General features: G+C 68.5%; 22 protein-coding genes. 13 read left to right on the top strand and 9 right to left on the bottom strand.

Going from position 1 to position 24102, the window contains the following annotated elements; genetic code table 11:
• Positions 1–126: 126 nt before the first annotated feature.
• Positions 127–1347, top strand: a complete 1221-nt coding sequence (locus AB0280_RS00330) for a benzoate/H(+) symporter BenE family transporter (RefSeq protein ID WP_224025731.1) — start codon at positions 127–129, stop codon at positions 1345–1347.
• Here AB0280_RS00330 and zapE read toward each other — a convergent pair.
• Positions 1344–2381, bottom strand: a complete 1038-nt coding sequence (gene zapE / locus AB0280_RS00325; RefSeq protein WP_224025730.1) for a cell division protein ZapE — start codon at positions 2379–2381, stop codon at positions 1344–1346. The two genes, AB0280_RS00330 and zapE, sit on opposite strands and share 4 nt — an antisense overlap.
• A 215-nt stretch (positions 2382–2596) precedes the next feature.
• Here zapE and AB0280_RS00320 point away from each other — a divergent pair, with 215 nt between their 5' ends.
• Genes AB0280_RS00320 through ybaK form a run of 3 tightly spaced genes read left to right on the top strand, consistent with a single transcriptional unit; the run spans position 2597 to position 4527 of the window.
• Entirely contained in the window at positions 2597–3523 is a 927-nt protein-coding gene (locus AB0280_RS00320; protein ID WP_366365986.1) for a sulfurtransferase, read from the top strand.
• Between the two features lie 28 nt (positions 3524–3551).
• Positions 3552–4004: a SufE family protein gene (locus AB0280_RS00315; RefSeq protein WP_159632150.1), complete on the top strand. Its 453-nt coding sequence runs from the start codon at positions 3552–3554 to the stop codon at positions 4002–4004.
• Between the two features lie 10 nt (positions 4005–4014).
• Positions 4015–4527: a Cys-tRNA(Pro) deacylase gene (ybaK, locus tag AB0280_RS00310; protein WP_366366235.1), complete on the top strand. Its 513-nt coding sequence runs from the start codon at positions 4015–4017 to the stop codon at positions 4525–4527.
• On the opposite strand, the gene AB0280_RS00305 is transcribed toward ybaK, so the two are convergent.
• Genes AB0280_RS00305 through AB0280_RS00295 form a run of 3 tightly spaced genes read right to left on the bottom strand, consistent with a single transcriptional unit; the run spans position 4524 to position 8253 of the window.
• On the bottom strand, positions 4524–5357 hold the full coding sequence (locus tag AB0280_RS00305; protein ID WP_366365985.1) for an SDR family oxidoreductase: 834 nt from the start codon (positions 5355–5357) through the stop codon (positions 4524–4526). The two genes, ybaK and AB0280_RS00305, sit on opposite strands and share 4 nt — an antisense overlap.
• Before the next feature lie 36 nt (positions 5358–5393).
• Entirely contained in the window at positions 5394–6968 is a 1575-nt protein-coding gene (locus AB0280_RS00300; protein WP_366365984.1) for a succinic semialdehyde dehydrogenase, read from the bottom strand.
• A 1-nt stretch (position 6969) separates the two neighbouring features.
• On the bottom strand, positions 6970–8253 hold the full coding sequence (locus AB0280_RS00295; protein WP_307489561.1) for an alpha/beta hydrolase family protein: 1284 nt from the start codon (positions 8251–8253) through the stop codon (positions 6970–6972).
• A 233-nt stretch (positions 8254–8486) separates the two neighbouring features.
• Between AB0280_RS00295 and AB0280_RS00290 the strand changes: the two genes are divergently transcribed.
• The 9 genes from AB0280_RS00290 (at position 8487) to AB0280_RS00250 (ending at position 18625) form a co-directional block, all read left to right on the top strand.
• On the top strand, positions 8487–8978 hold the full coding sequence (locus AB0280_RS00290) for a hypothetical protein (RefSeq protein WP_366365983.1): 492 nt from the start codon (positions 8487–8489) through the stop codon (positions 8976–8978).
• A 14-nt stretch (positions 8979–8992) separates the two neighbouring features.
• Positions 8993–9511, top strand: coding sequence for a peptide-methionine (R)-S-oxide reductase MsrB (msrB, locus tag AB0280_RS00285; protein ID WP_307489564.1), 519 nt, complete (start codon positions 8993–8995; stop codon positions 9509–9511).
• Between the two features lie 201 nt (positions 9512–9712).
• Positions 9713–11080: a DUF6421 family protein gene (locus tag AB0280_RS00280; protein ID WP_370871762.1), complete on the top strand. Its 1368-nt coding sequence runs from the start codon at positions 9713–9715 to the stop codon at positions 11078–11080.
• Positions 11077–11826 carry an SDR family NAD(P)-dependent oxidoreductase gene (locus tag AB0280_RS00275; protein ID WP_307489566.1) on the top strand — a complete coding sequence of 250 codons (750 nt, stop codon included), beginning with the start codon at positions 11077–11079 and terminating at the stop codon, positions 11824–11826. The genes AB0280_RS00280 and AB0280_RS00275 overlap by 4 nt, the downstream gene beginning before the upstream one ends.
• A 42-nt stretch (positions 11827–11868) precedes the next feature.
• Positions 11869–12966 (top strand): threonine aldolase family protein, encoded by a 1098-nt coding sequence (locus tag AB0280_RS00270; protein WP_307489568.1) that lies wholly within the window; start codon positions 11869–11871, stop codon positions 12964–12966.
• Between the two features lie 58 nt (positions 12967–13024).
• Positions 13025–13717, top strand: coding sequence for a DUF3000 domain-containing protein (locus tag AB0280_RS00265; RefSeq protein ID WP_307489570.1), 693 nt, complete (start codon positions 13025–13027; stop codon positions 13715–13717).
• Between the two features lie 12 nt (positions 13718–13729).
• A complete protein-coding gene (locus AB0280_RS00260) occupies positions 13730–15064 on the top strand; it encodes an HRDC domain-containing protein (protein ID WP_307489572.1) in 1335 nt (444 codons plus the stop codon).
• A gap of 121 nt (positions 15065–15185) precedes the next feature.
• A complete protein-coding gene (locus tag AB0280_RS00255; protein WP_159632162.1) occupies positions 15186–16463 on the top strand; it encodes a thiolase family protein in 1278 nt (425 codons plus the stop codon).
• Positions 16460–18625 (top strand): 3-hydroxyacyl-CoA dehydrogenase NAD-binding domain-containing protein, encoded by a 2166-nt coding sequence (locus AB0280_RS00250; RefSeq protein ID WP_307489574.1) that lies wholly within the window; start codon positions 16460–16462, stop codon positions 18623–18625. The genes AB0280_RS00255 and AB0280_RS00250 overlap by 4 nt, the downstream gene beginning before the upstream one ends.
• A gap of 12 nt (positions 18626–18637) precedes the next feature.
• On the opposite strand, the gene AB0280_RS00245 is transcribed toward AB0280_RS00250, so the two are convergent.
• The 5 genes from AB0280_RS00245 to AB0280_RS00225 all read right to left on the bottom strand — a co-directional run bounded on the left by AB0280_RS00245 (position 18638) and on the right by AB0280_RS00225 (position 24093).
• Complete coding sequence (locus AB0280_RS00245; protein ID WP_307489576.1) at positions 18638–20209, bottom strand: ABC transporter ATP-binding protein; 1572 nt, start codon at positions 20207–20209, stop codon at positions 18638–18640.
• Positions 20210–20213: 4 nt separating this feature from the next.
• On the bottom strand, positions 20214–20996 hold the full coding sequence (locus AB0280_RS00240; protein ID WP_307489578.1) for an energy-coupling factor transporter transmembrane component T: 783 nt from the start codon (positions 20994–20996) through the stop codon (positions 20214–20216).
• Positions 20997–21006: 10 nt separating this feature from the next.
• Positions 21007–21897 (bottom strand): ECF transporter S component, encoded by an 891-nt coding sequence (locus AB0280_RS00235; RefSeq protein WP_307489579.1) that lies wholly within the window; start codon positions 21895–21897, stop codon positions 21007–21009.
• Positions 21898–22083: 186 nt separating this feature from the next.
• Positions 22084–23109, bottom strand: coding sequence for a nucleoside hydrolase (locus AB0280_RS00230; protein WP_159632166.1), 1026 nt, complete (start codon positions 23107–23109; stop codon positions 22084–22086).
• Positions 23110–23115: 6 nt separating this feature from the next.
• Positions 23116–24093, bottom strand: coding sequence for an aldo/keto reductase (locus AB0280_RS00225; RefSeq protein WP_307489581.1), 978 nt, complete (start codon positions 24091–24093; stop codon positions 23116–23118).
• Between the last annotated feature and the right edge of the window lie 9 nt (positions 24094–24102).

Genomic DNA, 24102 nt, shown 5'->3' with positions numbered 1-24102 from the left:
CTTTGCCCGGCACGTCAAGGAGGTGCGGGTCCCGCCGGGAGGCGGCGCCCGCACCTTTGGCGTTTAACGGCGACATTCGCCGCCCCGAATTGCCGGTTGCCAAACCCGGGCCGGTAACCTGCCGGTATGCCCAAGTCCCCCGCCCCCACCACGGCAACCAAGCCCGGACTGACCCGGACCGATTCCCGGCCGGTGGTCGCAGGGATCGTCACCGCGCTGGTGGGCTTCACCTCATCCTTTGCCGTGGTCCTGGCCGGACTCAAGGCAGTCGGCGCTGATCCTGCCCAGGCTGCGTCCGGCCTCCTGGCCGTAACGCTCACCGTCGGACTCGGCGTGCTGGTGCTCGCCTGGCGTTCGAGGGTCCCGGTGACACTGGCCTGGTCAACGCCGGGCGCAGCACTGCTTGCGTCATCGGGAGTGCCCGACGGCGGGTGGCCGGCCGCCGTCGGAGCCTTCCTTGGTGCGGGCCTGCTGCTGGCCATGACCGGCCTGGTGCCGGCGCTTGGCAGGCTGATGGCGCGTATCCCGACTTCCCTGGCCCAGGCCATGCTGGCCGGTGTCCTGCTCCAGCTCTGCCTGGCACCCTTCAAAGCCCTCGGCTCCGCCCCGGCGTTTGCAGCGCCGGTGATCTTGTGCTGGCTGCTGATGATGAAGTTCGCCCCGCGCTGGGCGGTGCCGGCAGCCCTGCTGGCGGCCTTGGGCGTGATCGGAATAACCCTGGCATCTGCCGGAACCCCTGTTGAACCGGCAGGCCTGGTCCCGGCACTGGCCTGGACCACACCCGCGTTCAGCCTCCAGGCGATGGCGGGCCTTGCGCTCCCGTTGTTCGTGGTGACGATGGCCTCGCAAAACATTCCCGGGGTGGCCGTGCTGAGGTCTTTTGGATATGAGGCACCGTGGCGCCCGGCGATGCTCGTCACGGGAGCGGGAACTGTTGCGGGGGCCCCGTTCGGCGGCCATGCCATCAATCTCGCGGCGCTCAGTGCTGCCCTGGCCGCCGGCGAGGAAGCCGGCGGGGACCGGAGCAGGAGGTGGATCGCGGGCTTCACGTCCGGCCTGGCCTACCTGGTGCTGGCTGCCTTCTCGGCGGCCCTGGTGTCGGTGGTCAGCAAAGCGCCGGCCGGGATGCTTGAAGCCGTTGCCGGGCTGGCACTGCTCGGCACCCTCGCCTCGGCGGTCTCGGCAGCCCTGGCGGACCCGGACGACCGGATTGCCCCGGCCGTCACGTTCCTGATGGCCGCGTCCGGCCTGGCGTTCGCCGGGATCGGGTCTGCTTTCTGGGCGCTGCTGGCCGGACTGCTGGTCCGGCTGGCGCTGCGGCCCCGGCCCGGGAAGAAGTCCGCCTAGGAGGGCTCGTGGTTCTGGCCTTCACGGGCAAGCGCAGTGAGGCGGGAGACGGCGCGGAAGTACTTCTTCATGTACCCGCCGGCCATCATCTCTTCGGTGAACAGCTTGTCGAAGGGGACGCCGCTGGCCAGGATCGGCACGTCCTTGTCGTAGAGCCGGTCTGCAAGGACCACGAACCGCAGCGCCACAGCCTGTTCCGTGATGGTTTCCACGTTGCGCCACACCACGCCGTCAATGCCGTGGATCAGCTGGCGGTAGCGGCTGGGGTGCACGCCGGCCAGGTGGTGGATGAGGGTGGAAAACTCATCTTGGGCCACGGTCTTCCCGTCGAATTCCGCCTTCATGTGCGCGTTGAGCTCGCTGTTCTTCAGCGGCGCCGGCGCGGCAGGGAGGCCACGGTGCCGGAAGTCCTCGCCGTCGATGCGGATCACGTCGAACTGGTCCGCCAGGACCTGGATTTCGCGCTGGAAGTCCACAGCGGCGAACCGGCCATCGCCCAGGGAGCCGGGCAGCGTGTTGGACGTGGCGGCAAGTTTGACCCCGGCGTCAGCCAGCTCACGCATGAGACGGGACATCAGGACGGTGTCGCCGGGATCGTCCAGTTCGAATTCGTCGATGCACACGAGCTGGTAGCTGCTCAGCGCGTCTACCGTTTTGCGGAAGGAAAGGGCGCCCACCAGATTGGTGTACTCCACGAACGTACCGAAGGCCTTGGGGCCGGGCGACGCGTGCCACAGGGAGGCGAGCAGGTGGGTCTTGCCCACGCCGAAGCCGCCGTCCAGGTAGATTCCCGCCCTGGACTCGTCCTTCTTGCCGAACAGCTTCTTGAAAAGCCCGCCTCCGTTGCCTGACCCCACGCCGTCGGCAAATCCCTCCAGGGCACGCACCGCGGCGGCCTGGCTGGGCTGCTTCGGGTCGGGGCGGTAGCTCGAAAAGGAAACCTCCCCAAACCGGGGCGAGGGGTAGAAGCCCTTAAGGAGTTCGTCCACCGATACTGCCGGAGTGCGGGCGGCAAGCTGTTCGATCTGTACCAAGGTGGTCCGTTCTGCTGGTGGTTGGTCCCCAGAAAGGATACCGGCAATGCAGGCCCAACCCGCGCGGGACGCCGGCCTGCCGCCCTGGGGCGTGATGAAGGCAACATTTCGCCCTATTAACGGAATACGGACAACCCCACGGGCGCTGGTTAGTGTGGGAACAGGTTCCAATGCATGTTCCGCGGTTTCCCGTGATCTTAGTGAAAGGCCAAGCCATGCCCTACCCGGTTGAACAGAATGAGAAGTTCGCAGCCTATGCCCACCCTGAGCGGCTGGTCTCCACTGAGTGGCTTGCTGCCGCCGTTGAAAGCGGTGCCGTGGCCCGCGGCGAACTCGTCGTGGTGGAGTCCGACGAGGACGTGCTCCTGTACGAAACCGGCCATATCCCCGGCGCCGTCAAGATCGACTGGCACACGGACCTGAACGACGACGTGGCCCGCGACTATGTTGACGGTGCCGCCTTCGCTGAACTCGCGGCGTCGAAGGGCATTTCCCGCGACAGCACCGTGGTGATCTACGGCGACAAGTCCAACTGGTGGGCCGCCTACGCCCTCTGGGTCTTCACGCTGTTCGGCCACCAGGACGTCCGGCTGCTGGACGGCGGCCGGGACAAGTGGGTTGCCGAAGGCCGCGAACTGACCAGGGACCGGCCAGCTCCCGCTCCCGGAAACTACCCGGTGGTGGAGCGTGACGACGCCCCGATCCGCGCCTTCAAGGATGACGTCCTGGCCCACCTGGGCACCGGTCCCCTGATCGATGTCCGCTCCCCCGAGGAGTACACCGGTCAGCGCACCCACATGCCGGCCTACCCGGAGGAGGGTGCCCTGCGCGGCGGCCACATCCCTACTGCAGCGTCCATCCCGTGGGCACGCGCCGCTGCTGCCGACGGCACCTTCCGCAGCAGGGAGGAACTGGAAGCCATCTACCTCGGCGAGGCCGGCCTGGCTGAAGGCGACGACGTCGTGGCGTACTGCCGCATCGGCGAGCGGTCCAGCCACACCTGGTTCGCCCTGAAGTACCTCCTTGGCTTTGAGACCGTCCGCAACTACGACGGATCCTGGACCGAGTGGGGCAACGCCGTGCGCGTGCCGATCGTCAAGGGCGTCGAGCGGGGTTCCGTTCCCGTCGCCGTCGGAGCCTGACCCCACTCCCCCGCGTAGACTTGGAACGATGACTACTCAAGCTTTGCCTTCCGCCCTGGCGGCAATCGTGGACGATTTCCAGGCCCTGTCCGAACCCGAGAGGCTGCAGCTGCTGCTGGAGTTCTCGGAAGGACTGCCGGAACTCCCGGACCGGCTCAAGGACCACCCCGAACTCCTGGAGCAGGTGGTGGAATGCCAGTCGCCGCTGTTCCTCACCGTTGAGACGGGAACCAACGACGACGGCGCCGTCCGCCTGTTCTTCAAGGCACCGCCCGAGGCGCCCACCACGCGCGGTTTCGCCGGGGTGCTGCACGAGGGCCTGGACGGTTTGACAGCGGACGAGATCCTGTCGGTGCCGGACGACATGCCGGAGCTGCTGGGACTCACCCGCGCCATCACCCCCCTGCGCATGCGGGGCATGACCGCCATGCTGGGCAGGATCAAGCGCAAGGTTGCCGCAGCATCCCGCAGCCAGGCCTGACCCCGCCGTCATGGCACGCAGGAACAACTCCCAGGGAACCCCGGCCACAGCGGCCCTGACCGCGGCCGGGGTTCCCTTTGTGCTGCATCCGTATACCCATGACCCCTCGGCGGCGAGTTACGGTGTGGAGGCAGCCGAGGCTTTGGGGATCGATCCGTCCCGCGTCTTCAAGACCCTGATGGTGGACGTGGAGGGCAGGCTCGCGGTGGGCATTGTTCCCGTCAGCGGAACCCTGGACCTGAAGGCAATGGCCATGGCGCTGGGGGCCAAGAAGGCCGCCATGGCAGATCCCGCGGCAGCACAGCGCCGCAACGGCTATGTCCTCGGCGGCATCTCCCCGCTCGGCCAGCGCCAGCCTTCCCCCACGGTGCTGGATTCCAGCGCCCTGGCACTAAAGACCCTGCTGGTCTCGGGCGGCCGGCGGGGCCTGGACATTGAGCTGGCGCCCGCTGACCTGGTCCGGCTGACAGACGCCGTCACGGCTCCCATCGGCTCCCTGGCCGCAGGCAACCTCCGGGCTTAGCCGATGGGCTCCCCGGCGCGGCTGCCGGAACGGCCCGTGAAGTGGTCCATGGTGCGGTTGACGCCCAGCACATCCATGAGCCGGTCAAAGACGCCAACCGGAAGGATCCGCAGGACCGGGAGCAGGTTCACCAGGGGCGGCAGGACGAGCTTCCGGCGGCCGGCCTCGATCGCGTCAAGGACTTCAGCTGCCACGTCCTCCTCCTCGAGGATGGGGAGGAGCCGGGGCCAACGGGTCTGTACGCCGTCGAACATCCCCGTGTTGATGTAGTAGGGGCAGACCACCAGCGTGTTGACCCCGGTGTGGTCCGCCCGGAGCTCGGCCCGGAGTGACTCTGTGAAACCGAATGCGGCGAACTTGCTGGCGGAGTAGTCCGTCTGCCGGGCGACGCCCACCATCCCCGCAGCACTGGCAACGGTGACCACGGTGCCGTGCCCGCGCTGCGCCATCCCGCCGAGGAAGGCACGGGTCACCCAGTACAGGGCCATGACGTTGACGTCCATGGTCCGTTGGATGGCCTCTTCCGTCGCATCAAGGAGCCGCTGCCCGCTGACCACCCCGGCGTTGTTCACCAGCACATCCACCGGCCCGGTCCCCACTGCGGCGCCCTTGACCGCCTCCCGGTCCGTGACATCCACGGCGTGGGCTTCAGCCTGCGCGCCGACGGCCCGGATTTCGTCGCGGACCGCTTCTCCCGCTGCCGCGTCCACATCCCAGATCACCACCCGGCTCCCGCGCCGGGCGGCGCCGAGTGCCAGGCGGCGGCCCAGCCCGCTTCCCCCTCCCGTGACCAACAGTGTTGCACCGGAAAGTCGTGTTCCTTTGGCCATCTCAGTTCTCCTCGGGTGTTGGCACAGGCTGTGTCCTCAGCGGTTTCGGGGAAGGCGGCCCATCAAGGTGATGGCCCCTTTCATGATCCGTGCGTAGGCATGGTTGGACATCCCGGGGGCGGGGGCCACCCGGAGCAGCCGCTGCACAGCGATGGTCTGCGGTTCCGTGTACTTGAGGATGCCTTCCCAGCCGTGGCGGCGGCCCGCGCCGGAGTCCTTCATGCCGCCGATCGGTGCATCGTGGGAGGCCCAGGTGGCTGCGTAGCCCTCGTTGACGTTGACGGTCCCCGTCTGGAGCCTGCGGGCCACTGCTTCCCCGCGGCTTGCGGACCAGACGCTGGCGTTGAGCCCAAAGTCCGAGTCGTTGGCCAGGGCGACGGCGGCGTCGTCGTCGGCCGCCCGGTAGACGGCAACCACCGGCCCGAACGTCTCTTCCCGGGCGACGAGCATGTCATCCGTAACCCCGGCCAGGACGGTGGGTTCATAGAACAGCGGACCCAGGTCCGGACGGCGCCGTCCTCCGGCCAGGAGTTGGGCGCCTTTTGCGAGCGCATCCTGGACGTGGCGGTCCACCCGCTCCACCTGTGCCGTACTGATAAGGGACCCCATGCCAATGTCCCAGTCCGGCCCGGACCCCATCCGGATGCCCTTCACCTTGGCTGTAAACGCCGCCAGGAACCGGTCATAAAGGTCGGCATGGACGTAGATCCGCTCAATGCTGACGCACAGCTGCCCGGAGTTGGAGAAGCAGGCGTGCACCGCGCCGGCAGCCGCCTTGCCCGCGTCCGCATCCGCGAGCACCAGCATCGGGTTCTTGCCGCCCAGTTCGGCGGAGAAGCCGATCAGCCGCTCAGCGCACTGCCTGGCGACGGTCTTGCCGGTCCTGGAGGATCCCGTGAACATCAGGAAGTCCACCCGCCCGATCAAGGCAGGCCCTATCTCCGTGCCCGGTCCCGTGACGATCCGGAACAGGTCCGCCGGAAGGCCCGCCTCCCGCAGGAGCCTGAGCATCAGCAGGGCCGTGAAGGGCGTCTGCGAGTCAGGCTTCAGGACGATGCCGTTGCCCGCCAGCAGGGCCGGGATGGCGTCCGAAACCGCAAGCGTCAAGGGATAGTTCCAGGGGCTGATGACACCCACAACCCCCTTGGGTATCCGGTATTCCGTGGTGCGCGTGAGGACCGGGGCCGCGCCCTTCCGGCGGCGCGGGCGAAGATACCGGTCAGCGGTCCGCTCGTAATAGCTGGCCGTCAGGACCACGTCCGCGAACTCCTCGAAGGCGCTCAGCCTGGACTTGCCGCTCTCCGCCTGGACCAGGTCAAGGACGTCCTGCTCGCGGTCCAGGAGCAGCGCCAGGAACCGCCGGATCACCGCGCGGCGTTCGGCGATCGGCTGGGCTGCCCACTGCCGCTGCGCCATGCGCGCGGTTTCGACGGCGGCATGGACGTCGTCCGGGGTGCATACGGGCACTTCACCCACCACTGAGCCGTCGAAGGGCGCGTGCGAGGCCTGCGCCGGCCGTCCGGGGCCCGACGACGCCACCAGCCCGGCAAGCTCCGCCGCCAGCTCCCTGCCGCGGCCGGTCACAGTTCCTGCCGGGCGTGCTTTCGCCATGTCAGCCACCCGCCTGCGTGGGCTGGGCCGGTGATTCTGCCATGCGTCCAGGGGTAAGGCCGGAGCCGGGATTGAGGCGCGGAGCGAGCTGCTGGCGCAGCCACGCCTTCACCAGCCGTTCCCAGCGTTCGGGGTCCACATTCCATTCCTTCGTATGCCGTGCGTGGTTGAACGTCTCGAACGTCACCATCTCCGGGTTCCGCTCGGCCAGCAGGGCCGACGGCCCGTACGGTACGTACTCGTCGTCGACGCTGTGGATGATCAGTGTTGGCGTCCGCAGCTCGACGGCCCGGGACACCCAGTCCATGACTTTCAGGTCCACGGGCGCTGAGAGGCCCGTGAGCCTGCGCCCCAGCGGGTGGCCCAGCATCAGCTGGCCGTACCTGCCCACCAGCGACGGAATCCGGTTCAGCTGCGCATGGTGGGCCAGCACTGTCACCCAGTCGATGACCGGTGCGTCCAGCACCATCGCCCTGATCAGGTGGCGGTGGCGGGAGAGATCGGCAGTCTGCAGGCAAATGGCCCCACCCATGGACCAGCCGAACAGGACAACTTCCTCGGCACCGTTGGCCAGCGCGTACCCGATGGCAGCCTCGATATCCTGCCACTCCGTCGAGCCCAGGCCATAGCGGCCGTCATCGGCTGACGGTGCCAGCCCGTCATTCCGGTAGGACACCAGCAGGCTGGTCAGGCCCAGTTCCAGCGCCGGTCCCACCGCCCGCAGCGCCTCCTGGCGGGTGGCACCCCGCCCGTGCACCATGATGGCCCAGGTCCGGGCAGTTCCCTTTGCCCGGACCAGCCAGGCGGGAGCTTCGCCGCGCTCAACGGGAATCAGGACGTCCTCGGCAGGGATTCCGACGGCAGCCGGGTCCGGGTAGGTGGCACCGCTCCACCATCCCCAGCGTGCCGTGGAGAGATCCCCGCTGTACACGGCTTCGACCTCGCGCAGCACAGTCCGCTCGGCGGGAGAGTAGGACACGATGCGGCCGATCCGTGCGTGCCCTTTGCCGCCGTCGAAGAAGAACCCGTAGACGCCGTCCACCGTGGTGTCGTCGTTCGCGGCCAGGATCACCTGCAGCTTCTGCCCGTCCCGGATCACCGCCAGGACTTCCTTGTCGGCCGCCCGTTGCCGTGCCGGAGTGATGACCCGCCGCGCGAAATACACGGCGAGCGCAGAGGAACCCGCTCCCAGCAGGCCCGCCACCGAGCCGCCGGCGATGGCGCCGCCAACGGCCCATTTGGCCCCCGGCGACACCCCAACGGATTCCCTGGTGGATGCAGTCATTGCAGGGCGCGCTCGCCGGAAAGGTGCCATGGGACTATTCTTACCGGCCCTGCCGCAGATACCCGCATTCCAGCACCCGGGCGGCACGGCGACGCCGGGCCGGCCCGGGAGGGACGCGGGCCGCGGTGCAGTTCAGGGGCCGGTGCAGTTCGAGGGCCCACACAGTTCAAGGGCCCACGCAGTCCCAGGGCAGGTGCAGTGCGGGGGCCAGCGGGCGGGACTAGGCTAAGGCCATGAGTGATCCCATCGTCATCCTGACTGAAGAACCCCTGGGCGCGGACGACCGCGTTAACATCGAACGGCTCGTGGATGGTGCGGACAGCCGCCTGCTGGTCCTGGTCCCGGCCAATACCGAGCGGCACCTGCTGGTGGACTTCCTTGAGAACGTGTCCATGCTGGACGTTGCCAAGGCTTTCCGTGAGCTCGCCGCCCGCAACCCTGATGCCGCCACCGAACGGGCGCACGCCGACGACACGCTGGCAGCCTCCCTCGCGGCGCTCGAGGGACTGGGCTCCGGTGTGACCGGCCAGGTGGTGGACGGGAAGGCCGTTGACAGCCTGGTGGCAAAGGTCCGCGAAACCGGCGCTTCCCAGGCCGTCGTGATCACGCGGCCGCATGCCGTGGCCGATACGTTCCACACTGACTGGGCCAACAAGGCGCAGGACCAACTCGGCGTCCCCGTGCTCCACCTGTACGCGGGCTCGGGATTTATCGGCGACTCCTAAGCGTTGGGAAAGCTATGAGCATCTTTGGAAACAGCATCTTCGGGAACAAGGCACCAGGCGTTGGCCCCGGAACGCAGCATGGCAGCGCACAGGAGGCTGCGGACAGCGAGGCCGCAGTCCAGAAAAGTGATGCCCAGTGGCGGGAGGAACTGACTCCGGAGGAATACCACGTCCTGCGCCAGGCAGGGACGGAACGGCCATACACCGGCGAATACTGGGACACCCACACGGAGGGCGTGTACCAGTGCCGCGCGTGCGGCGCTGAACTGTTCACCAGCAATGAGAAGTTCGATTCCCACTGCGGCTGGCCCTCCTTCTGGGCCCCTCTGACTGAGGGCAAAGTGCGCTACATCCATGACCGCACTCTGGGCATGGACAGGATCGAAGTGCGGTGCGCCTCCTGCGACTCACACCTGGGGCACGTGTTCGAGGGTGAGGGCTACGGAACGCCCACCGACCAGCGCTACTGCATCAACTCGGTCTCCCTCCGGCTCGTGGCCAAAGAGGCAGCCGGCGACGGACCCCAGGGCTAAGCGATGAGCACCACGGGAAGTCCCCGCAACCCGTCCAAAAAGACCGGCCCCCAGCTGTTCCCACAGCCGGGGGCCGGTCTCGTTCCTCCCCAGCCGGGCCGTAGCCTAAGAATTTCTTATTCAACAACCCTTCGGGCATAAGTCCTGCTGGTTGCTTGTTACGCTCACCAGAGAAGCAGGCAACCAGAAAGGCAGCCGACGATGACAGAGACCCTGACCAGCGCCGTCACCGGTATTTCCGCGCAGAACGAGGATTGGCTGCGGCTCAAGGGCGCAGCCACCGCCCTGCAGGCCCTCCAGGTCCAGGACGGTTCCGTCCCCGAGCCCGCGGACCACACGGCGGCAGCCCGGTCCGTGGAAACCATCGTGGAGGCCCTCACGGCGCTGGCCCCTGCCTTCCCCCACGACGCGGAGTACCTTGAGGCCGCCTGCGCTGATTTCCGGGCATGGGCCGCGGGCGGGTTCGCCGTCCCGGACTTCCTGTCGTCCCTGCTGGCGTTCCAGCCGCAGCAGCAGCGCATTGACGGCCTGCAGCACCTGGTGGTGTTCCCCATGTACACCCAGAACGGCAGCAGCAACCGGCTGGTTGAGGCGGTGCTGGTCGAAGTGATCTGGCCTGAGTTCATCGCGGGACTGGAAGCCGGGGAGTATTCCAACAAGCTGTTCGTCCCCATCCGCTTCGTCGATTTCACGCCCGGCTACGACACCAACTCGGCCGTCCTCTTCCCCGAGACGGTAGCGGTCAGCCAGACCCCCACCTTCACCTGGGGCGCCATCTTCGCCGACCGCGAAGCTGCCCGGTTCCGCCGCGTGCTCAAGGCGGCCGCGGAGATCACCTCCCTGGAGCTCCCGGAGGGCGCGGCCGAACTGCTCGCTGACCAGGACCTCACCGAGGCCACCTTCGTCATGTGGGACCTGATCCACGACCGGACGCACATGCGCGGCGACCTGCCCTTCGATCCCTTCATGATCAAGCAGCGGATGCCCTACTTCCTGTACTCGCTCGAGGAGCTGCGCTGCGACCTCACCGCATTCCGCGAGTCCGTCCGGATCGAAAAGGACGACGACGCCGACCCCGAGGCCCGGCGGCACGCCAAGCTCGTGCAGTACGCCATCATCTTCGACCGCATCTTCCGCTTCGCCATCACCGGCAGCCGGGTCCGCAACTATGACGGCCTGGGTGGCCAGCTCCTTTTCGCCTGGCTGCACCAGCAGCACGTACTGCACTGGACGGACACACGGCTTACCATCGACTGGGATGAGGTGGCGGACGCTGTGATCGCCCTGGGAGCCAGCATCGATGACCTGTACTGGCGCTCCATCGACCGGCCCAAGACCGCCCACTGGCTGGCGGCCTACCAGCTGGTGTCCGCAACCGTCACCCCCAACCCGGCCTCCGTGTGGGCCAAGGGGCCGGACGCGCTGCCACTGGCGGGAACACCCCGCGGCCTCACGGACCAGGTCCTGGACGACGAATTCCCGCTGTCCATGTTCTACGAGGCATTGGAGAAGAAGATGCGCCCCGTCATCGAATCAACCGCCGGCATCACCGGCCGCTCCGCCCTGTGACCGGTTCCGGCACTGCCGCGGCTGCCCCCAGCGTCACCGGGGCCCTTACGGTCCTGGTGGCCGGCGGCAGCGGCGCGTCCGGCGTCGCCGTTGCGCGCGCACTGGCTGCGGCAGGGCACCGCGTCGCCACCGCGGGCTCGGACCGGGCCAGGATCGGGGCGGCGGCGGAAAAGGCGGGCGACGGCGTCACCCCCTTCACGTGCGACCTCGCCGACCCCGACGGCGTCCGCCAGCTTCGGGCGGAGGTCAGCGCCGCCGTCGGGCCCGTTGACGCCGTGATCCACCTGGTGGGTGGCTGGCGCGGGGCCAAGGGCATCGCCGACCAATCCGACGACGACTGGGACTTCCTGGAGCGCGGAGCCATCACCACACTGCGCAACGTCTCCCGCGTCTTCTTCGACGACATCGCCGCATCTCCGGCCGGCAGGTTTGCCATGGTGTCCTCCACCGCCCTGGACAAACCAACCGCCGCGGTGGCCAGTTACGTTGCAGCGAAGGCCGCCGCGGAAGCCTGGACCATGGCCATGGCGGATGGCTTCCGCCGCGCCGCCGGGGACGGCGGACACCTGGCTGCTGCCACCATCCTGGTGGTCAAGGCACTCGTTGACGACGAACTGCGCCGCGCGCACCCCGAGCGGAAATTCCCGGGGGCCACGGACGTGGCTGACCTGGCCGCCGCCGTCGTACGGCTTTTCGGCACGCCGTCCACCGAACTCAACGGGGTCCGCCTCCGGCTGGCGGGCTGATCCCGCCGTGACTGTACCTACACTGAAAGCGTGAGCAACCCTATGACGACAACAGCAGAAACACGCTCGACGCTGCGGCTGCACGACCCCAGCGTGCGCGGCTTTGCCTCCGACAACTACTCCGGCGTCCACCCCGAGGTGCTGGCAGCCCTGGCTGCAGCCAACGAGGGGCACCAGGTTTCCTACGGCGAGGACCTCTACACCGCACGGCTGCAGGAACTGATGGTTGAACACTTCGGCCCGGGCATCGAATGCTTCCCGGTCTTCAACGGGACCGGCGCCAATGTCCTTTCGCTGCAGTCCCTGCTCCCCCGCTGGGGCGCCGTGGTGTGCGCTTCCACCGCCCACATCAACATGGATGAGAACGGGGCACCCGAGCGCATCGGCGGCATGAAGCTGCTGCAGGTCCCCACCCCGGACGGCAAGCTGACCCCGGAGCTGATCGACATTGAGGCCTGGGGCTGGGGCGACGAGCACCGTGCGCAGCCGCTGGCCGTCTCCATCACCCAGACCACTGAACTGGGCACCTGCTACACCCCGGAGGAAGTGCGGGCCATCGCCGACCATGTCCACGCAAAGGGCATGAAGCTGCACATGGACGGGGCACGGCTGGCCAACGCCGCCGCCCACCTGGACCTCCCCCTGCGGGCCTTCACCAGGGACGCCGGCGTGGACATCCTCTCTTTCGGCGGGACCAAGAACGGACTGCTCTTCGGCGAGGTCGTGGTGGCGCTGAACCCTGAGGCCGCCCACGGCCTGGTGTACCTGCGCAAGATGAACATGCAGCTGGCATCCAAGATGAGGTTCATGTCCGCCCAGTTCATCGCCCTGCTCGAAGACGGCCTCTGGCTGCGCTCCGCCTCGCATGCCAACGCCATGGCCTCCCGGCTGAGGGACGCCGTCGACACCATTGAGGGCGTCCGCCCCACCCAGAAGACGGAATCCAACGGCGTCTTTGCCATCCTTCCACCCGGCGTGGCGGACCGGCTGCGCAGTTCCTTCCGCTTCTACGACTGGGACGAGGCAGCCGGGGAAGTCCGCTGGATGTGCTCCTTCGACACCACCGAGGAGGATGTGGATGCCTTTGCCGCCGCGATCCGCCATGAACTGCGGGATTACCGGGACGGCCAGGCAGGGTGACCGTCCGTTGACGGCGAGCCTTCCTGCCCCGCCCCGCCCGGCCCCGTAATCTGCCAAGGTGAACGCACTTGACCAGGTTCCCCCGGATTTCCTCCACGCCTTGGGAACCCTCAGGAAAGCCCGGTGCCGCAAGGAATTGCACCTGGCCGAAATCCCTGCCCCTGCGCGGCTGGCTCCGTTCGCCGTCGCACTCGGTGCCGAAGTCATGGCCCCCGGCACAGGCAGCCTTTCCACGCCCGTCCACGGACCGGCGGCACTGGCTTTCGCAGCAGCATCCGGGACCACCGCCGCAGGAGCTGCGGACGACGATGAGACGGAACTCGCCACCGGACGGTTCATCCTGCTGCACGATCCGGACGGCTCAGCGGTCTGGGACGGCGAGTTCCGCATCGTGACCTACATCCGGGCCGAACTGGAACCGGAAATGGGCAACGACCAGATGCTGGGAACCGTGGCATGGACGTGGCTGGTCGAAGCGCTGGAGAACCACAAGGCCGCTTACAGGGCAGCCGGCGGCACAGCCACCCGCGTCCTGTCCGAAAGCTTCGGCACCCTGGCCGGGCGCCCGGGTTCCATCGACATCGAGCTCCGGGCCTCCTGGACGCCGGATTCCTCCGATGTCCAGGCACACCTGGAAGCCTGGTCCGACATGGTCTGCACGTTCGCGGGCCTGCCGCCCCTGCCCGACGGTGTGACGGCCCTTCCGCCCCGGCGCCGCGGCCAGCAGAACGGTTATGGGGCAGCCCGGTAAACTGGGGGCATCATGACCCCAAACATTCCGGAAAACACCACAGCCGGCGTCCCGGCTGCTGCTGCCGCACCCCACATCACGGTGGATGGCTTTGACAGCCCCATCCCCGAAATCATCGATCTCGACGCACCCCGGGACGGCGTTCCCCTGGTCATCGAAACCCAGTCCGGCCTGGAGCGCTGCGCCGCCGCCATTGCCGCCGGCACCGGCCCCGCAGGCGTTGACGCCGAACGCGCCTCCGGGTTCCGCTATGGCCAGCGGGCCTTCCTGGTCCAGATCCGGCGCGAAGGTGCCGGGACCTGGCTGATCGATCCCGAACCCTTCGGAAACCTGGACATCATCAATGACGCCCTGCGCGGCGTCGAATGGATCCTGCACGCCGCCAGCCAGGACCTGCCCTGCCTGTCCGAACTCGGGATGTGGCCGGACAAGCTCTTCGACACCGAACTGGCCGCACGCCTGGCCGGGCTTCCCCGCGTGGGGCTGGCAGCTGTGATCGAACAGCTCCTGGGATTCGGGCTCGCCAAGGAACACTCCGCCGCCGACTGGTCCACCCGCCCCCTGCCGGAGCCGTGGCTGCGCTACGCCGCCCTGGACGTGGAGGTCCTCACCGAACTGCGCGAGGAACTCATTGAACTGCTCCAGGCGGACGGGAAGCTGGAGTACGCCGAGCAGGAATTTGCCGCCATCCTCGAAGCCGGCGTCGCTCCGCCCCGGGTGGACCCCTGGCGGAAGACCTCCGGCCTGCACCAGATCCGGGACCGCCGCCAACTGGCCGCTGTCCGCGAGTTGTGGCTGGAACGCGATTCCCTGGCGCAAAAACGCGACGTGGCACCGGGCAGGCTCATTCCGGACTCCGCCCTGGTAGCGGCGGCGAAGGCCATGCCCGCCACCGTCCCGCAACTGCTCAGCACCAAGGGGTTCCACGGCCGCGCGGCCCAGCGCGAAGCTCCACGGTGGCTGCGCTGCATCGCCGCAGCACGGGACCTGGAGGAACTGCCGCCCCTGCACCTGCCCACTAACGCCCCGCCACCGCCGAGGGTCTGGGCGGACCGCGATCCCGAAGCCGCCGCCAGGCTGGCCACTGCCCGGCCCCTCCTCCAGGCCAAGGCAGAGGAACTGAACCTGCCGCTGGAGAACCTGTTGACGCCCGACTACCTGCGGCGCGTGGCGTGGCGGCCTCCAGCAATCGTTACCGAAGATTCCATTGCCGCTGAGCTGCGGGCGCTCGGGGCCCGCGGGTGGCAGGTGGAACTCAGTGCACCGCTGATCGCCGGCGCATTCCTGAACCCGCAGCCGCTGCCGCCCAAGGAAGCCAAACCTGTCGCCGCGGCCGGCGGCCAGTAACTGTCCCGCACCACCCCTTGCAGGCTAAGTTACTCACGAGTAACATCGGTGTGACCGACGCCAGGCTGCTGCCGCCCTCCGGCATGCACCCGGCGCGCCACATCTCGATGAGGAGTTACACGTGAGCCAGCACGGAAGCGGCGCATCCACGCGCACTGTCCGCGACGTCGTCTTTGTGGACGGCATCCGCACACCCTTCGGCAGGGCCGGCGAGAAGGGAATCTACGCCGGGACCCGGGCCGACGACCTGATCGTGAAATGCATCCGCGGCCTGCTGCGCCGCAACCCGTCGCTGCCGGCGGAGCGGATCGATGAGGTTGCCATCGCCGCGACCACCCAGACCGGCGACCAGGGCCTCACCCTCGGCAGGACCGCCGCGCTGCTGGCCGGCCTGCCGCGCACGGTTCCCGGCTTCGCCATCGACCGCATGTGCGCCGGCGCCATGACCGCTGTTACCACCACGGCCGGCAGCATCGGCTTCGGCGCCTACGACGTCGTCATCGCCGGCGGGGTGGAACACATGGGCCACCACCCGATGGGCTCGGGCGCCGATCCCAACCCACGGTTCATGTCCGAACGGCTGGTGGACCCGGCAGCCCTGAACATGGGAAACACCGCCGAGAACCTGCATGACCGCTTCCCCGCCATCACCAAGGAGCGCACCGATGCCTATGCGGTGGCCTCCCAGGACAAGCTGGCAGCCGCCTACCGGGACGGCATGATCCAGCCCGACCTGGTTCCCGTTGCCGCCCGGAAGCCCGGCGAGGGCTGGACTGTCCACAGCAAGGACGAACCGCCGCGCCCCGGCACCACCCTGGACGACCTCGCCGGCCTGCGCACCCCGTTCCGTGCCCATGGCCGGGTCACCGCCGGTAACGCCGCCGGACTGAACGACGGCGCAACCGCCGCCGTCCTGGCGTCCTCGGAAGCCGCCGCCGAACTGGGCCTGCCCGTCAAGATGCGGCTGGTCAGCTACGCCTATGCCGGGGTGGAGCCGGAGGTCATGGGCATCGGCCCTGTCCCGGCCACCGAGAAGGCGCTGAAGAACGCCGGCCTGGGCATCGAGGACATCGGCCTGTTCGAAATCAACGAGGCATTCGCCGTCCAGGTTTTGAGCTTCCTTGACCACTACGGCATCTCCGACGACGACCCCCGGGTCAACCGCTACGGCGGTGCCATCGCCGTGGGCCACCCCCTGGCGTCCTCCGGCGTCCGGCTGATGATCCAGCTGGCCCGCCAGTTCGAGGAAGATCCGTCGGTCCGCTACGGGATGACCACCATGTGCGTGGGCCTGGGCATGGGCGGCACCGTGATCTGGGAGAACCCGCACCACCCCGACTACAGTGGAACTCCCGCCGGGGACACCGCTGCTACCGCTTCCGAAGGAGCCATGGCATGAGCGCCGCAGATTACCGCAAGTTGGCGGACCTCTTCCCCAACGAAACCGTGACCCACTCCTACGTCCAGGACATCGCCCTGCCGGGAACTGCAGGGAAGCCCAGCCCGGGCACCTTTGCCCTGGTCACCCTGGACAACGACTTTGACCACACCAAGCCCACCACCCTTGGCCCCAACACTTTGGTGGAGCTCGGCACGGTGCTGGAAGGCCTGCGTGACCGTGCCGCCCGCGGGGAAATCGTGGGCGTGGGCGTCACCGGCAAGCCGCACTACCTGGTGGCCGGCGCCGACCTTTCCGCGGTGAAGTCCCTGGAAAAGCGCGAGCACGGACTCTGGATGGCACAGCTGGGCCACGACGTGTACGCCACCCTGGCCAACCTGGGCGTCCCCAGCTTCGCCTTCATCAACGGCGCCGCCCTGGGCGGCGGCCTGGAGATTGCCCTGCAGTCCACTTACCGGACGGTGTCAACAGGCGCCGGCGCCCTGGCGCTGCCGGAAGCCTTCCTGGGGCTGGTGCCCGGCTGGGGCGGCGTGTACATCCTTCCCCGCCTGGTGGGCCCCGAAAACGCCGTCAAGGTGATGATCGAGAACCCGCTGAGCAACAACCGGACCCTTTCCGGTGCCCAGGCGTTCGGTCTCGGAATCGCGGACGCGCTCGTTGAGCCTGCCGACTTCCTGGAGCAGTCGCTGGCCTGGGCCGCGGGCGTCATCTCCGGCGACGTGGTCCCGGAGCGGCCCAACGCCGTCGATCCCTCCTCCCCTGACGCCGCGGCCCGCTGGACCGCCGCCGTGGATGCCGGCCGGAAGTTCGTGGAAGGCAAGACGTCCAACGCTTCCCCTGCCCCCGCCACGGTCCTGGACATCCTCGAGGCGAACCGCACCATGACCGCCGCGGAGTCCGCCGCACTGGAGTGCGAAACCCTCGCCGGGCTCATGCAGACGGACGAGTTCCGCTCCACCGTCTACGCTTTCCTCGACCTGGTGCAGAAGCGCGGCAAGCGCCCCGCCGGCGCTCCGGACCGCAAGCTGGCCCGGCCCGTCACCAAGGTGGGCGTAGTGGGCGCGGGCCTGATGGCCGGCCAGCTGGCACTCCTCTTCGCGCGGCAGCTGAAGGTGCCGGTGGTCCTGACCGACATCGACCAGGCCCGGGTGGACAAGGGCGTGGCCTATGTCCATGGCGAGGTGGACAAACTGCTGGCGAAGAAGCGCGTCAGCCAGGACGCTGCCAACCGCACCAAGGCGCTGGTGACGGGCTCGGTGTCAAAGGAAGCCTTCGCGGATGCCGACTTCGTGATTGAGGCCGTCTTTGAGGAACTGCACATCAAGAAGCAGGTCTTCGCCGAACTGGAGGGCATCGTGTCGCCGGAGTGCATCCTGGCCACCAACACGTCCTCCCTCTCGGTGACGGAGATGGCCGCGGACCTGCAGCATCCGGAGCGGCTGGTGGGCTTCCACTTCTTCAATCCGGTGGCCGTCATGCCGCTGCTGGAGATCGTCCGCGCCCCGCGGACCGACGATGCCGTGCTCGCCACCGCCTTTGAACTGGCCAAGGCCCTGAAGAAGACCGGCGTGCTGGTCAAGGATGCGGCCGCGTTCGTGGTCAACCGCATCCTGCTGCGGCTGATGGGCGAAGTGACGGCTGCCTTCGACGAGGGCACCCCTGCGGAAGTGGCGGACGCCGCGCTGCGGCCCATGGGGCTGCCCATGACACCGTTCACGCTGCTGGCCATGGTGGGCCTGCCCGTGGCGCAGCATGTCCAGGAGTCCCTGAACGCCGCTTTCGGCGACCGCTTTCCGGTTTCCGACAACCTCAAGAAGCTCATCGACAACAACGTCAAGGCCCTGTGGGAGACCGCCCCGGACGGCTCCCGGGCTATCCCCCAGTCCACGCTTGAGCTGATGTCCTTTGGCTCCAGCCCGTCCTCGGCGGAGCAGGTGCTGCGCCGCGTCCAGGATGCCCTGGCAGAGGAAATCGGCTTGATGCTGGACGAGGGTGTCGTGGCCGGCGCCGAGGACATCGACCTGTGCATGATCCTGGGCGCTGGCTGGCCCATGTTCCTGGGCGGCATTACGCCGTACCTGGACCGGGTGGGCGCATCGGAGCGGGTCAACGGCAAGCGCTTCCTGGCGCCCGGCGTCGCGTCGAGCAAGTCCCGGGACTAGGCGTACCGGCGGTCAGGCCGGTACCAGCCGGCCGCCGTCGAGCGACAGGATGCGGTGCGCCGCCGCGCGCGCATAGCCCAGTTCATGGGTGACCAGCACGACGGCGGCGCCCGCCTCCGCTGCCGACCGTACGGCTGTGTCGAGCAGCGCGAGTCCGTCGCCGTCCAGCGCCACCGTCGGTTCGTCCAGTGCCAGGACGGCAGGCCGGCGGGCCAGGACGGTGGCCAGGGCCAACAGTCGCTGGGCGGACGCCGGCAGCTCGGCAGGATGTTCCTGGGCCGCACCTGCCAGGCCGACAGCCTCCAGCGCCGCGGCGGCGTAATCGGCCGCCTTCGCCGGACCGAACAGGCGGTCCAGCCCGAACCCGACTTCCCGCAGCACCGAGCGTTCGAACAGCTGGTCACGGGGCTGCTGGAAGAGCAGGCCGGCGGACGTAGCTGTCTTTCCCACCGGAGCTCCCGCGATGTCGCCGCCGCGGACCAGGACAGTGCCTGCGGTGGGACGGAGCAGGCCGTTGAAGTGCCTCAGGAGCGTTGATTTCCCTGCACCGTTGGGGCCGGTGACAGCTACAATTTCCCCCGGATGGACTGACAGGTTGATGTCCTGGAGCACCATTGCGCGGGGGTCCGGCCCCGGCTCCTGCCGTCGACGCCTGCGGCGGCGTTCGGGCACTTCCGGGTATCCAAAGAACACCTCCCGCAGCTCCAGCGCCGCGGGGCCGGCAGGTAACTCCTCCTCCACCCGGCGGCTGGAGGGCCGGGGCGCGGGGCTCGAAGCGGTTTCCAGGTCGAGGCGCCTGATGGCCGGTGGCAGGAGCCCGGAGCCGGACCTGGGCGCGGCAGGAGGCCCGCCGGAGGTGAGCGTGCCGTCCGCCAGCACCAGCCACGTGCCGGCCTCCAGTAGCAGCGGGTCAACCGCCTGGCTGAGGATCACGACGGCGGTGCCTTGTTTGAGGAGGTCCCGGACCAACACGGCCAGTTCGTTGGCCCCTGCCGCGTCCAGCGAGGCGAAGGGCTCGTCCATGACCAGCACCGGAGGTCCGGGGATGATCGCGCAGCCGATGGCCAGCCGCCGCAGCTGGCCGCCGGACAGCCGGGCAGGGTCCTGGTCCAACTGGCCGGCGAGCCCCAGGAGCGCAGCGGTTCGCTCCACGGCGGCTTTCATCCCGGCACGGTCCATGCCGGTGTTTTCCAGACCGAATGCGAGTTCCTCGGCCACCGTGGCCCGGACGGTGGACAGGACGCCGGCAGGGTCCTGGGGTACGAAACCCACCTGCCGGCCCCACTGGGCGGGATCGATCCGGGGGTCCCCGGTGCCGCCGTCGAAGTCCAGCCGTGTGCCGGCCAGCTCAAGGAATCCCGCCAGCCTGCCGTGGCCGCCCGGTGCCAGCCAGCCGGACAGCAACCGGCCCAGGGTGGACTTGCCACTCCCGGATGCGCCGAGGATGGCCGTGAAGGAGCCCGGCGCAACGGAAACAGCCAGGTCATGAAGGGCGGGGGCATGCCCGTCGTGGAAGGTAAAGTTCCGGATCCCGGCAGCCAGCACGGGGCTGTCCAGGGGGACGGCGCGGCCGGCAGAAGCCATGCGTTCAGGCACCGGACTGCACCACCCGGAGAATCAGTGCGGCCAGTGCCGCCACCACCAGGACGGCCCGCACTGCCCGCTGGGCGGTGGAATCGGGCACTTCCCGGTAGGTGGTCCGTGGTCCGGGGTTGCCCAGTCCACGAGCTTCCAGGGCAGCAGCCCGGGTCCCTGCATCCTCGATCAGGGACAGGACCAGGGGAACCGCCTGCAGCCGGAACGCCGCCACCCTGGACAGCAGCCCGCGGCTGATGACCAGGCCGCGCGATTCCTGAGCTTCCCGGATCCGGCGCGCCCGGCCGGCAATGGTCGGCAGCAGGGTCAGGGTGGAGGCCAGGACGAAAGCGAACCGGCCCTGCACGCCGCGGGCCGACAAGGCCGCCACGAGGTCCGGGACGCTCACGCTGAAGGAAAACAGCAGCAGGGCCAGGACCACCGCGGCCAGCTGCAGGATGCGCTGCACGGCAAACTGCAGGCCCTCTGCCGTGATGCGGGCAGGTCCCCACTCTGCCAGCACGGTCCTTCCTTCCGGGAAGAAGAGGCCGTGCAGCACCAGCAGTGAAAGGCCGAGCGGGACCAGGACTGCCGCGCCAGCCGGCACAACGCGGCGGGCCGCGCCCGTGGCAAGTGACAGGACAAGGCAGCCGGCAACCACGGTGCCTGAGAGCACCCAGCTTGCTGCCGCCGTCGTCATGACCGCGGTGCTGGCGGCAGCGGCAAGTGAGGTCAGCGGATTAAGCCGCTCCCGCCTGGCCGGGGCCGCGGTCCTGCCCGCCGGGGATGCTGTCACGGTGCTTGGGTCAGCCGTTCAGGGCTGAATCGCTGGCCGGTCCCGACGCAGTACCCGGTGCCTGCTTCGAAGCGTCGGCGCGCGCATCCGGCTGCGGGGCCGGGCTGCTGCCGGCGAGCACCCGGTGGCGGCGGATGAAGCGGAACTGCTGCCGCGTCCGGCGCGGCAGCGCGTAGACCAGGACGGCCACGATGGTGAACACGATGGCTTTGTCCATGGGGTCGGACAGGAGTGCCTGCTTGGTGATGGCGGCCAGGAGGGTGTCCCCCATGGCCCGGAAGGCACTGACGATAGCGCCGGTGGCAACGCCCGACGTTCCGCCGAAGACGAAGGCAGCCACGGGGGCGGACACGACGCCTGCAATGATCCCGGTGACGAAGCCGGCAACCGGGGCAAGGTAGAAGCGGCGGAAGAGGCCGTAGCGTGCCGCGAGGCCGGCCAGGCAGCCGATGAGCGCGGCTCCTGCCGCGAACGGCAGCACGGTGGGGTTGAAGAAGGACCAGACAATGCTGCTGAGCGCGCCGGTGGCGGCGCCGGCGGCCGGGCCGGCCAGAACGGCGATCAGCACCGTGCCGATGGCGTCGAGGTAGAAGGGAACCAGGGTGCTGCCGACAAACTGGCCCAGCACGATGTTCAGGACTAGCGCCACCGGGATCAGCACCAGGGTGGAGGCAGGAAGGGTGGGGAGCACGGCGACGATCAGCAGGACCGCCCCTGCCAGGAAACCGGTGAGGGCGATCAGGGCCGATGCGCTGCCTGGACCCCCGGTGATGTCTGCGGGCTGATTAAGGACCAGGTAGACGTACGTGGCGGCAATGGCCAGGGCGCCGAGGATCTCCAGCAGCCGGCGGCGGGCCGCGGGGCGTTCCTGGGACGGAAGCGTCAAAGAGGGCGATGACATGGGGAATGTTCCTTTGGGGTGCAGGCAGTGGCCCGGCAGTACCGGGCCGGGATGTGGCTGCCTATGTCACCTCGGCAGCAGCCGGCGGCAACTGCGCCGGGCCGGTCCGGAGCCCATTCTACCGGCCATCCTCCGGCAGCGTCCCGGGCAGGATGTTCCTGCCGCGCCGGCCGTGGATCGCCTGCCTCACCCCGTCTTCCGGGCCAGGCGCCCCACGGCGGACACCAGCTCACCGAACGCCTGCTCCGGGTTGTTGGCGGACACGATCCGGGCATTCGGGGGTGCGCCCCAAAGCCCGCGAAAGTCTGCCACGGTTGTTCCCATGAGGAGCCCCGATTCCGTTTCGACGTCCACCGTGGCCGGACGCGCGGCGTACTCAAGGGTGCCGGCGGCCACCCCGGCGGCAAAGAAGTCATGGACGTGGGCAAGGTAGCCCTGGTCATAGAGCCGGTGGAACTCGAAGTAGAAGCGCAGGGCGTCCGAAAGGTGCCTGATAAGGGTGTTGTCGGAAGTGCTGCGGCGGCCCTCAGGGTCTTCCGGGAGTACCAGCTCCGGAACGGCGGCGCCCGCAGCCCGGGCCAGCGCCCTGACGTGGGCCGGGTGCATTTCCATGCGTTCTGTGGTGTCCAGCGAGCAGACGATGGGCAGTTTCTCCAGCGGCCGGCCGCGGTAGGCGGCGTAGACCTCCCTGGCCGCGTGCGGATCCACGTGGGTGTTCCACTCGGCGGTGGGTGTGGTGTTGCCCTGGTGGTAGAAGGCGCCGCCCATGATTACCACTTTGGCCAGGAGATCGGGAAGTTCCGGTTCCTGCCGCAGGGCCAAAGCGAAGTTGGTGAGCGGAGCGGTAATGAGCGCGGTCAACTCCCCCGGCCTGGCCCTGGCGTGCTCGATCCACAGGTCCACTGCATTCTGCGGACTGGGTTGGCCTGATGGTTCAGGCAGCACCGCGTAGCCGATTCCCTGCGGCCCATGCGTTTCCGGGGTCGTGATCAGGGGGATGGACAGGGGCTTCCGGGCACCCACCGCCACCTGCACTCCAGGGCGGCCACACAGCTCCAGCAGGGCGAGGGTGTTGCGCGCCACCTGGTCGGCGTCGACGTTGCCCGGGGTGGCCGTGACCGCCACGAACTCCGTGTCCGGGAGGGCGGCAAGATAGGCAAGGGCCAGGGCATCGTCGATGCCGGTATCGACGTCCAGGAGGTAGGCGGGCACTGTTGCCTAGAAGAGCGCGACCTTGGGCACGGCGGGGAAGATCCCGTCCAGGGCGGCCAGGTCCTCCGGGGTGGGCACCCAGTCCGCCGCTTCCGCGTTTTGCTGGACCTGTTCCGGCCTGGTGGCGCCGGCGATGACACTCGCCACCGAGGGCTGGGCGGCGAGCCAGGAGAAGGCCACCTCGATCTCGGTCAGGCCGCGCTCCTTCGCGAAGGCGCTGTACCTTCCCAGCTGGTCCCAGTCGGCGTCGTCCACCATGTTGGTGCGGGTGTGGCTGAGCCGGGATCCTTCCGGAGCGTGGCCCGGCGAATACTTGCCGGTCAGCAGGCCGTTGGCCAGCGGGAAGTATGGCAGGACGCCCAGGCCGAATTCCTCCGCCGCCGGGGTCACCTCCAGTTCGGCGCGCCGGTCCAGGAGGTTGTAGTGGTTTTGCGAGGAGATGAACCGTGCGGTGCCCAGTTCGCGGGCCACGTATTCCGCTTGGGCGATCTGCCAGCCGGAGCGGTTGGAGTGGCCGATGTAGCGGACTTTGCCGCTGCGGACCAGGGTGTCCAGCGCGGACAGGGTTTCGTCGATGGGCGTGAGCGGATCGGGGGTGTGGAACTGGTAAAGGTCTATCCAGTCGGTACCGAGCCGCCGCAGCGAGGCCTCCACCGACTGGATGATGTACCGCCGGGAACCACGGGCGCCGAAGTCCGGACCATTGGCCCCCTTGGCATCCATCCCGAATTTGGTGGCAACCACCACGTCACCGCGCCGGCTGCCGAGGGCGTTGCCCAGCATGGTTTCGCTGAGTCCCGGTTCCCTGCCGTAGTTGTCTGCCACATCGAACAGCGTGATGCCGGAGTCGATGGCGGCGTTGACCACCGCGTCCGTGGCGTCCTGCGACTCCGTGGCGGTGTTGGCGCGGCCCAGGTTGTTGCAGCCCAGGCCAACGGTGGAGACGGTGAGGCCTGATTTTCCAACGCGGCGGTAACTGGTCACGGAGGTCTC

The organism is Pseudarthrobacter sp. 902506025, from assembly GCF_040702325.1.
In the GTDB taxonomy this organism is placed as follows: Bacteria; Actinomycetota; Actinomycetes; order Actinomycetales; family Micrococcaceae; genus Arthrobacter.
Note: the sequence above shows the minus strand (reverse complement) of the source record. Positions and strands in the feature narration are given on the sequence as shown.

Excerpts from the sequence above, each read along its gene's own strand:
- AB0280_RS00330 (WP_224025731.1), top strand. The coding sequence starts at position 127 with ATGCCCAAGTCCCCCGCCCCCACCACGGCAACCAAGCCCGGACTGACC.
- AB0280_RS00320 (WP_366365986.1), top strand. The coding sequence starts at position 2,597 with ATGCCCTACCCGGTTGAACAGAATGAGAAGTTCGCAGCCTATGCCCAC.
- AB0280_RS00315 (WP_159632150.1), top strand. The coding sequence starts at position 3,552 with ATGACTACTCAAGCTTTGCCTTCCGCCCTGGCGGCAATCGTGGACGAT.
- ybaK (WP_366366235.1), top strand. The coding sequence starts at position 4,015 with ATGGCACGCAGGAACAACTCCCAGGGAACCCCGGCCACAGCGGCCCTG.
- AB0280_RS00305 (WP_366365985.1), bottom strand. The coding sequence starts at position 5,357 with ATGGCCAAAGGAACACGACTTTCCGGTGCAACACTGTTGGTCACGGGA.
- AB0280_RS00300 (WP_366365984.1), bottom strand. The coding sequence starts at position 6,968 with ATGGCGAAAGCACGCCCGGCAGGAACTGTGACCGGCCGCGGCAGGGAG.
- AB0280_RS00295 (WP_307489561.1), bottom strand. The coding sequence starts at position 8,253 with ATGACTGCATCCACCAGGGAATCCGTTGGGGTGTCGCCGGGGGCCAAA.
- AB0280_RS00290 (WP_366365983.1), top strand. The coding sequence starts at position 8,487 with ATGAGTGATCCCATCGTCATCCTGACTGAAGAACCCCTGGGCGCGGAC.
- msrB (WP_307489564.1), top strand. The coding sequence starts at position 8,993 with ATGAGCATCTTTGGAAACAGCATCTTCGGGAACAAGGCACCAGGCGTT.
- AB0280_RS00280 (WP_370871762.1), top strand. The coding sequence starts at position 9,713 with ATGACAGAGACCCTGACCAGCGCCGTCACCGGTATTTCCGCGCAGAAC.
- AB0280_RS00270 (WP_307489568.1), top strand. The coding sequence starts at position 11,869 with ATGACGACAACAGCAGAAACACGCTCGACGCTGCGGCTGCACGACCCC.
- AB0280_RS00260 (WP_307489572.1), top strand. The coding sequence starts at position 13,730 with ATGACCCCAAACATTCCGGAAAACACCACAGCCGGCGTCCCGGCTGCT.
- AB0280_RS00250 (WP_307489574.1), top strand. The coding sequence starts at position 16,460 with ATGAGCGCCGCAGATTACCGCAAGTTGGCGGACCTCTTCCCCAACGAA.
- AB0280_RS00245 (WP_307489576.1), bottom strand. The coding sequence starts at position 20,209 with ATGGCTTCTGCCGGCCGCGCCGTCCCCCTGGACAGCCCCGTGCTGGCT.
- AB0280_RS00235 (WP_307489579.1), bottom strand. The coding sequence starts at position 21,897 with ATGTCATCGCCCTCTTTGACGCTTCCGTCCCAGGAACGCCCCGCGGCC.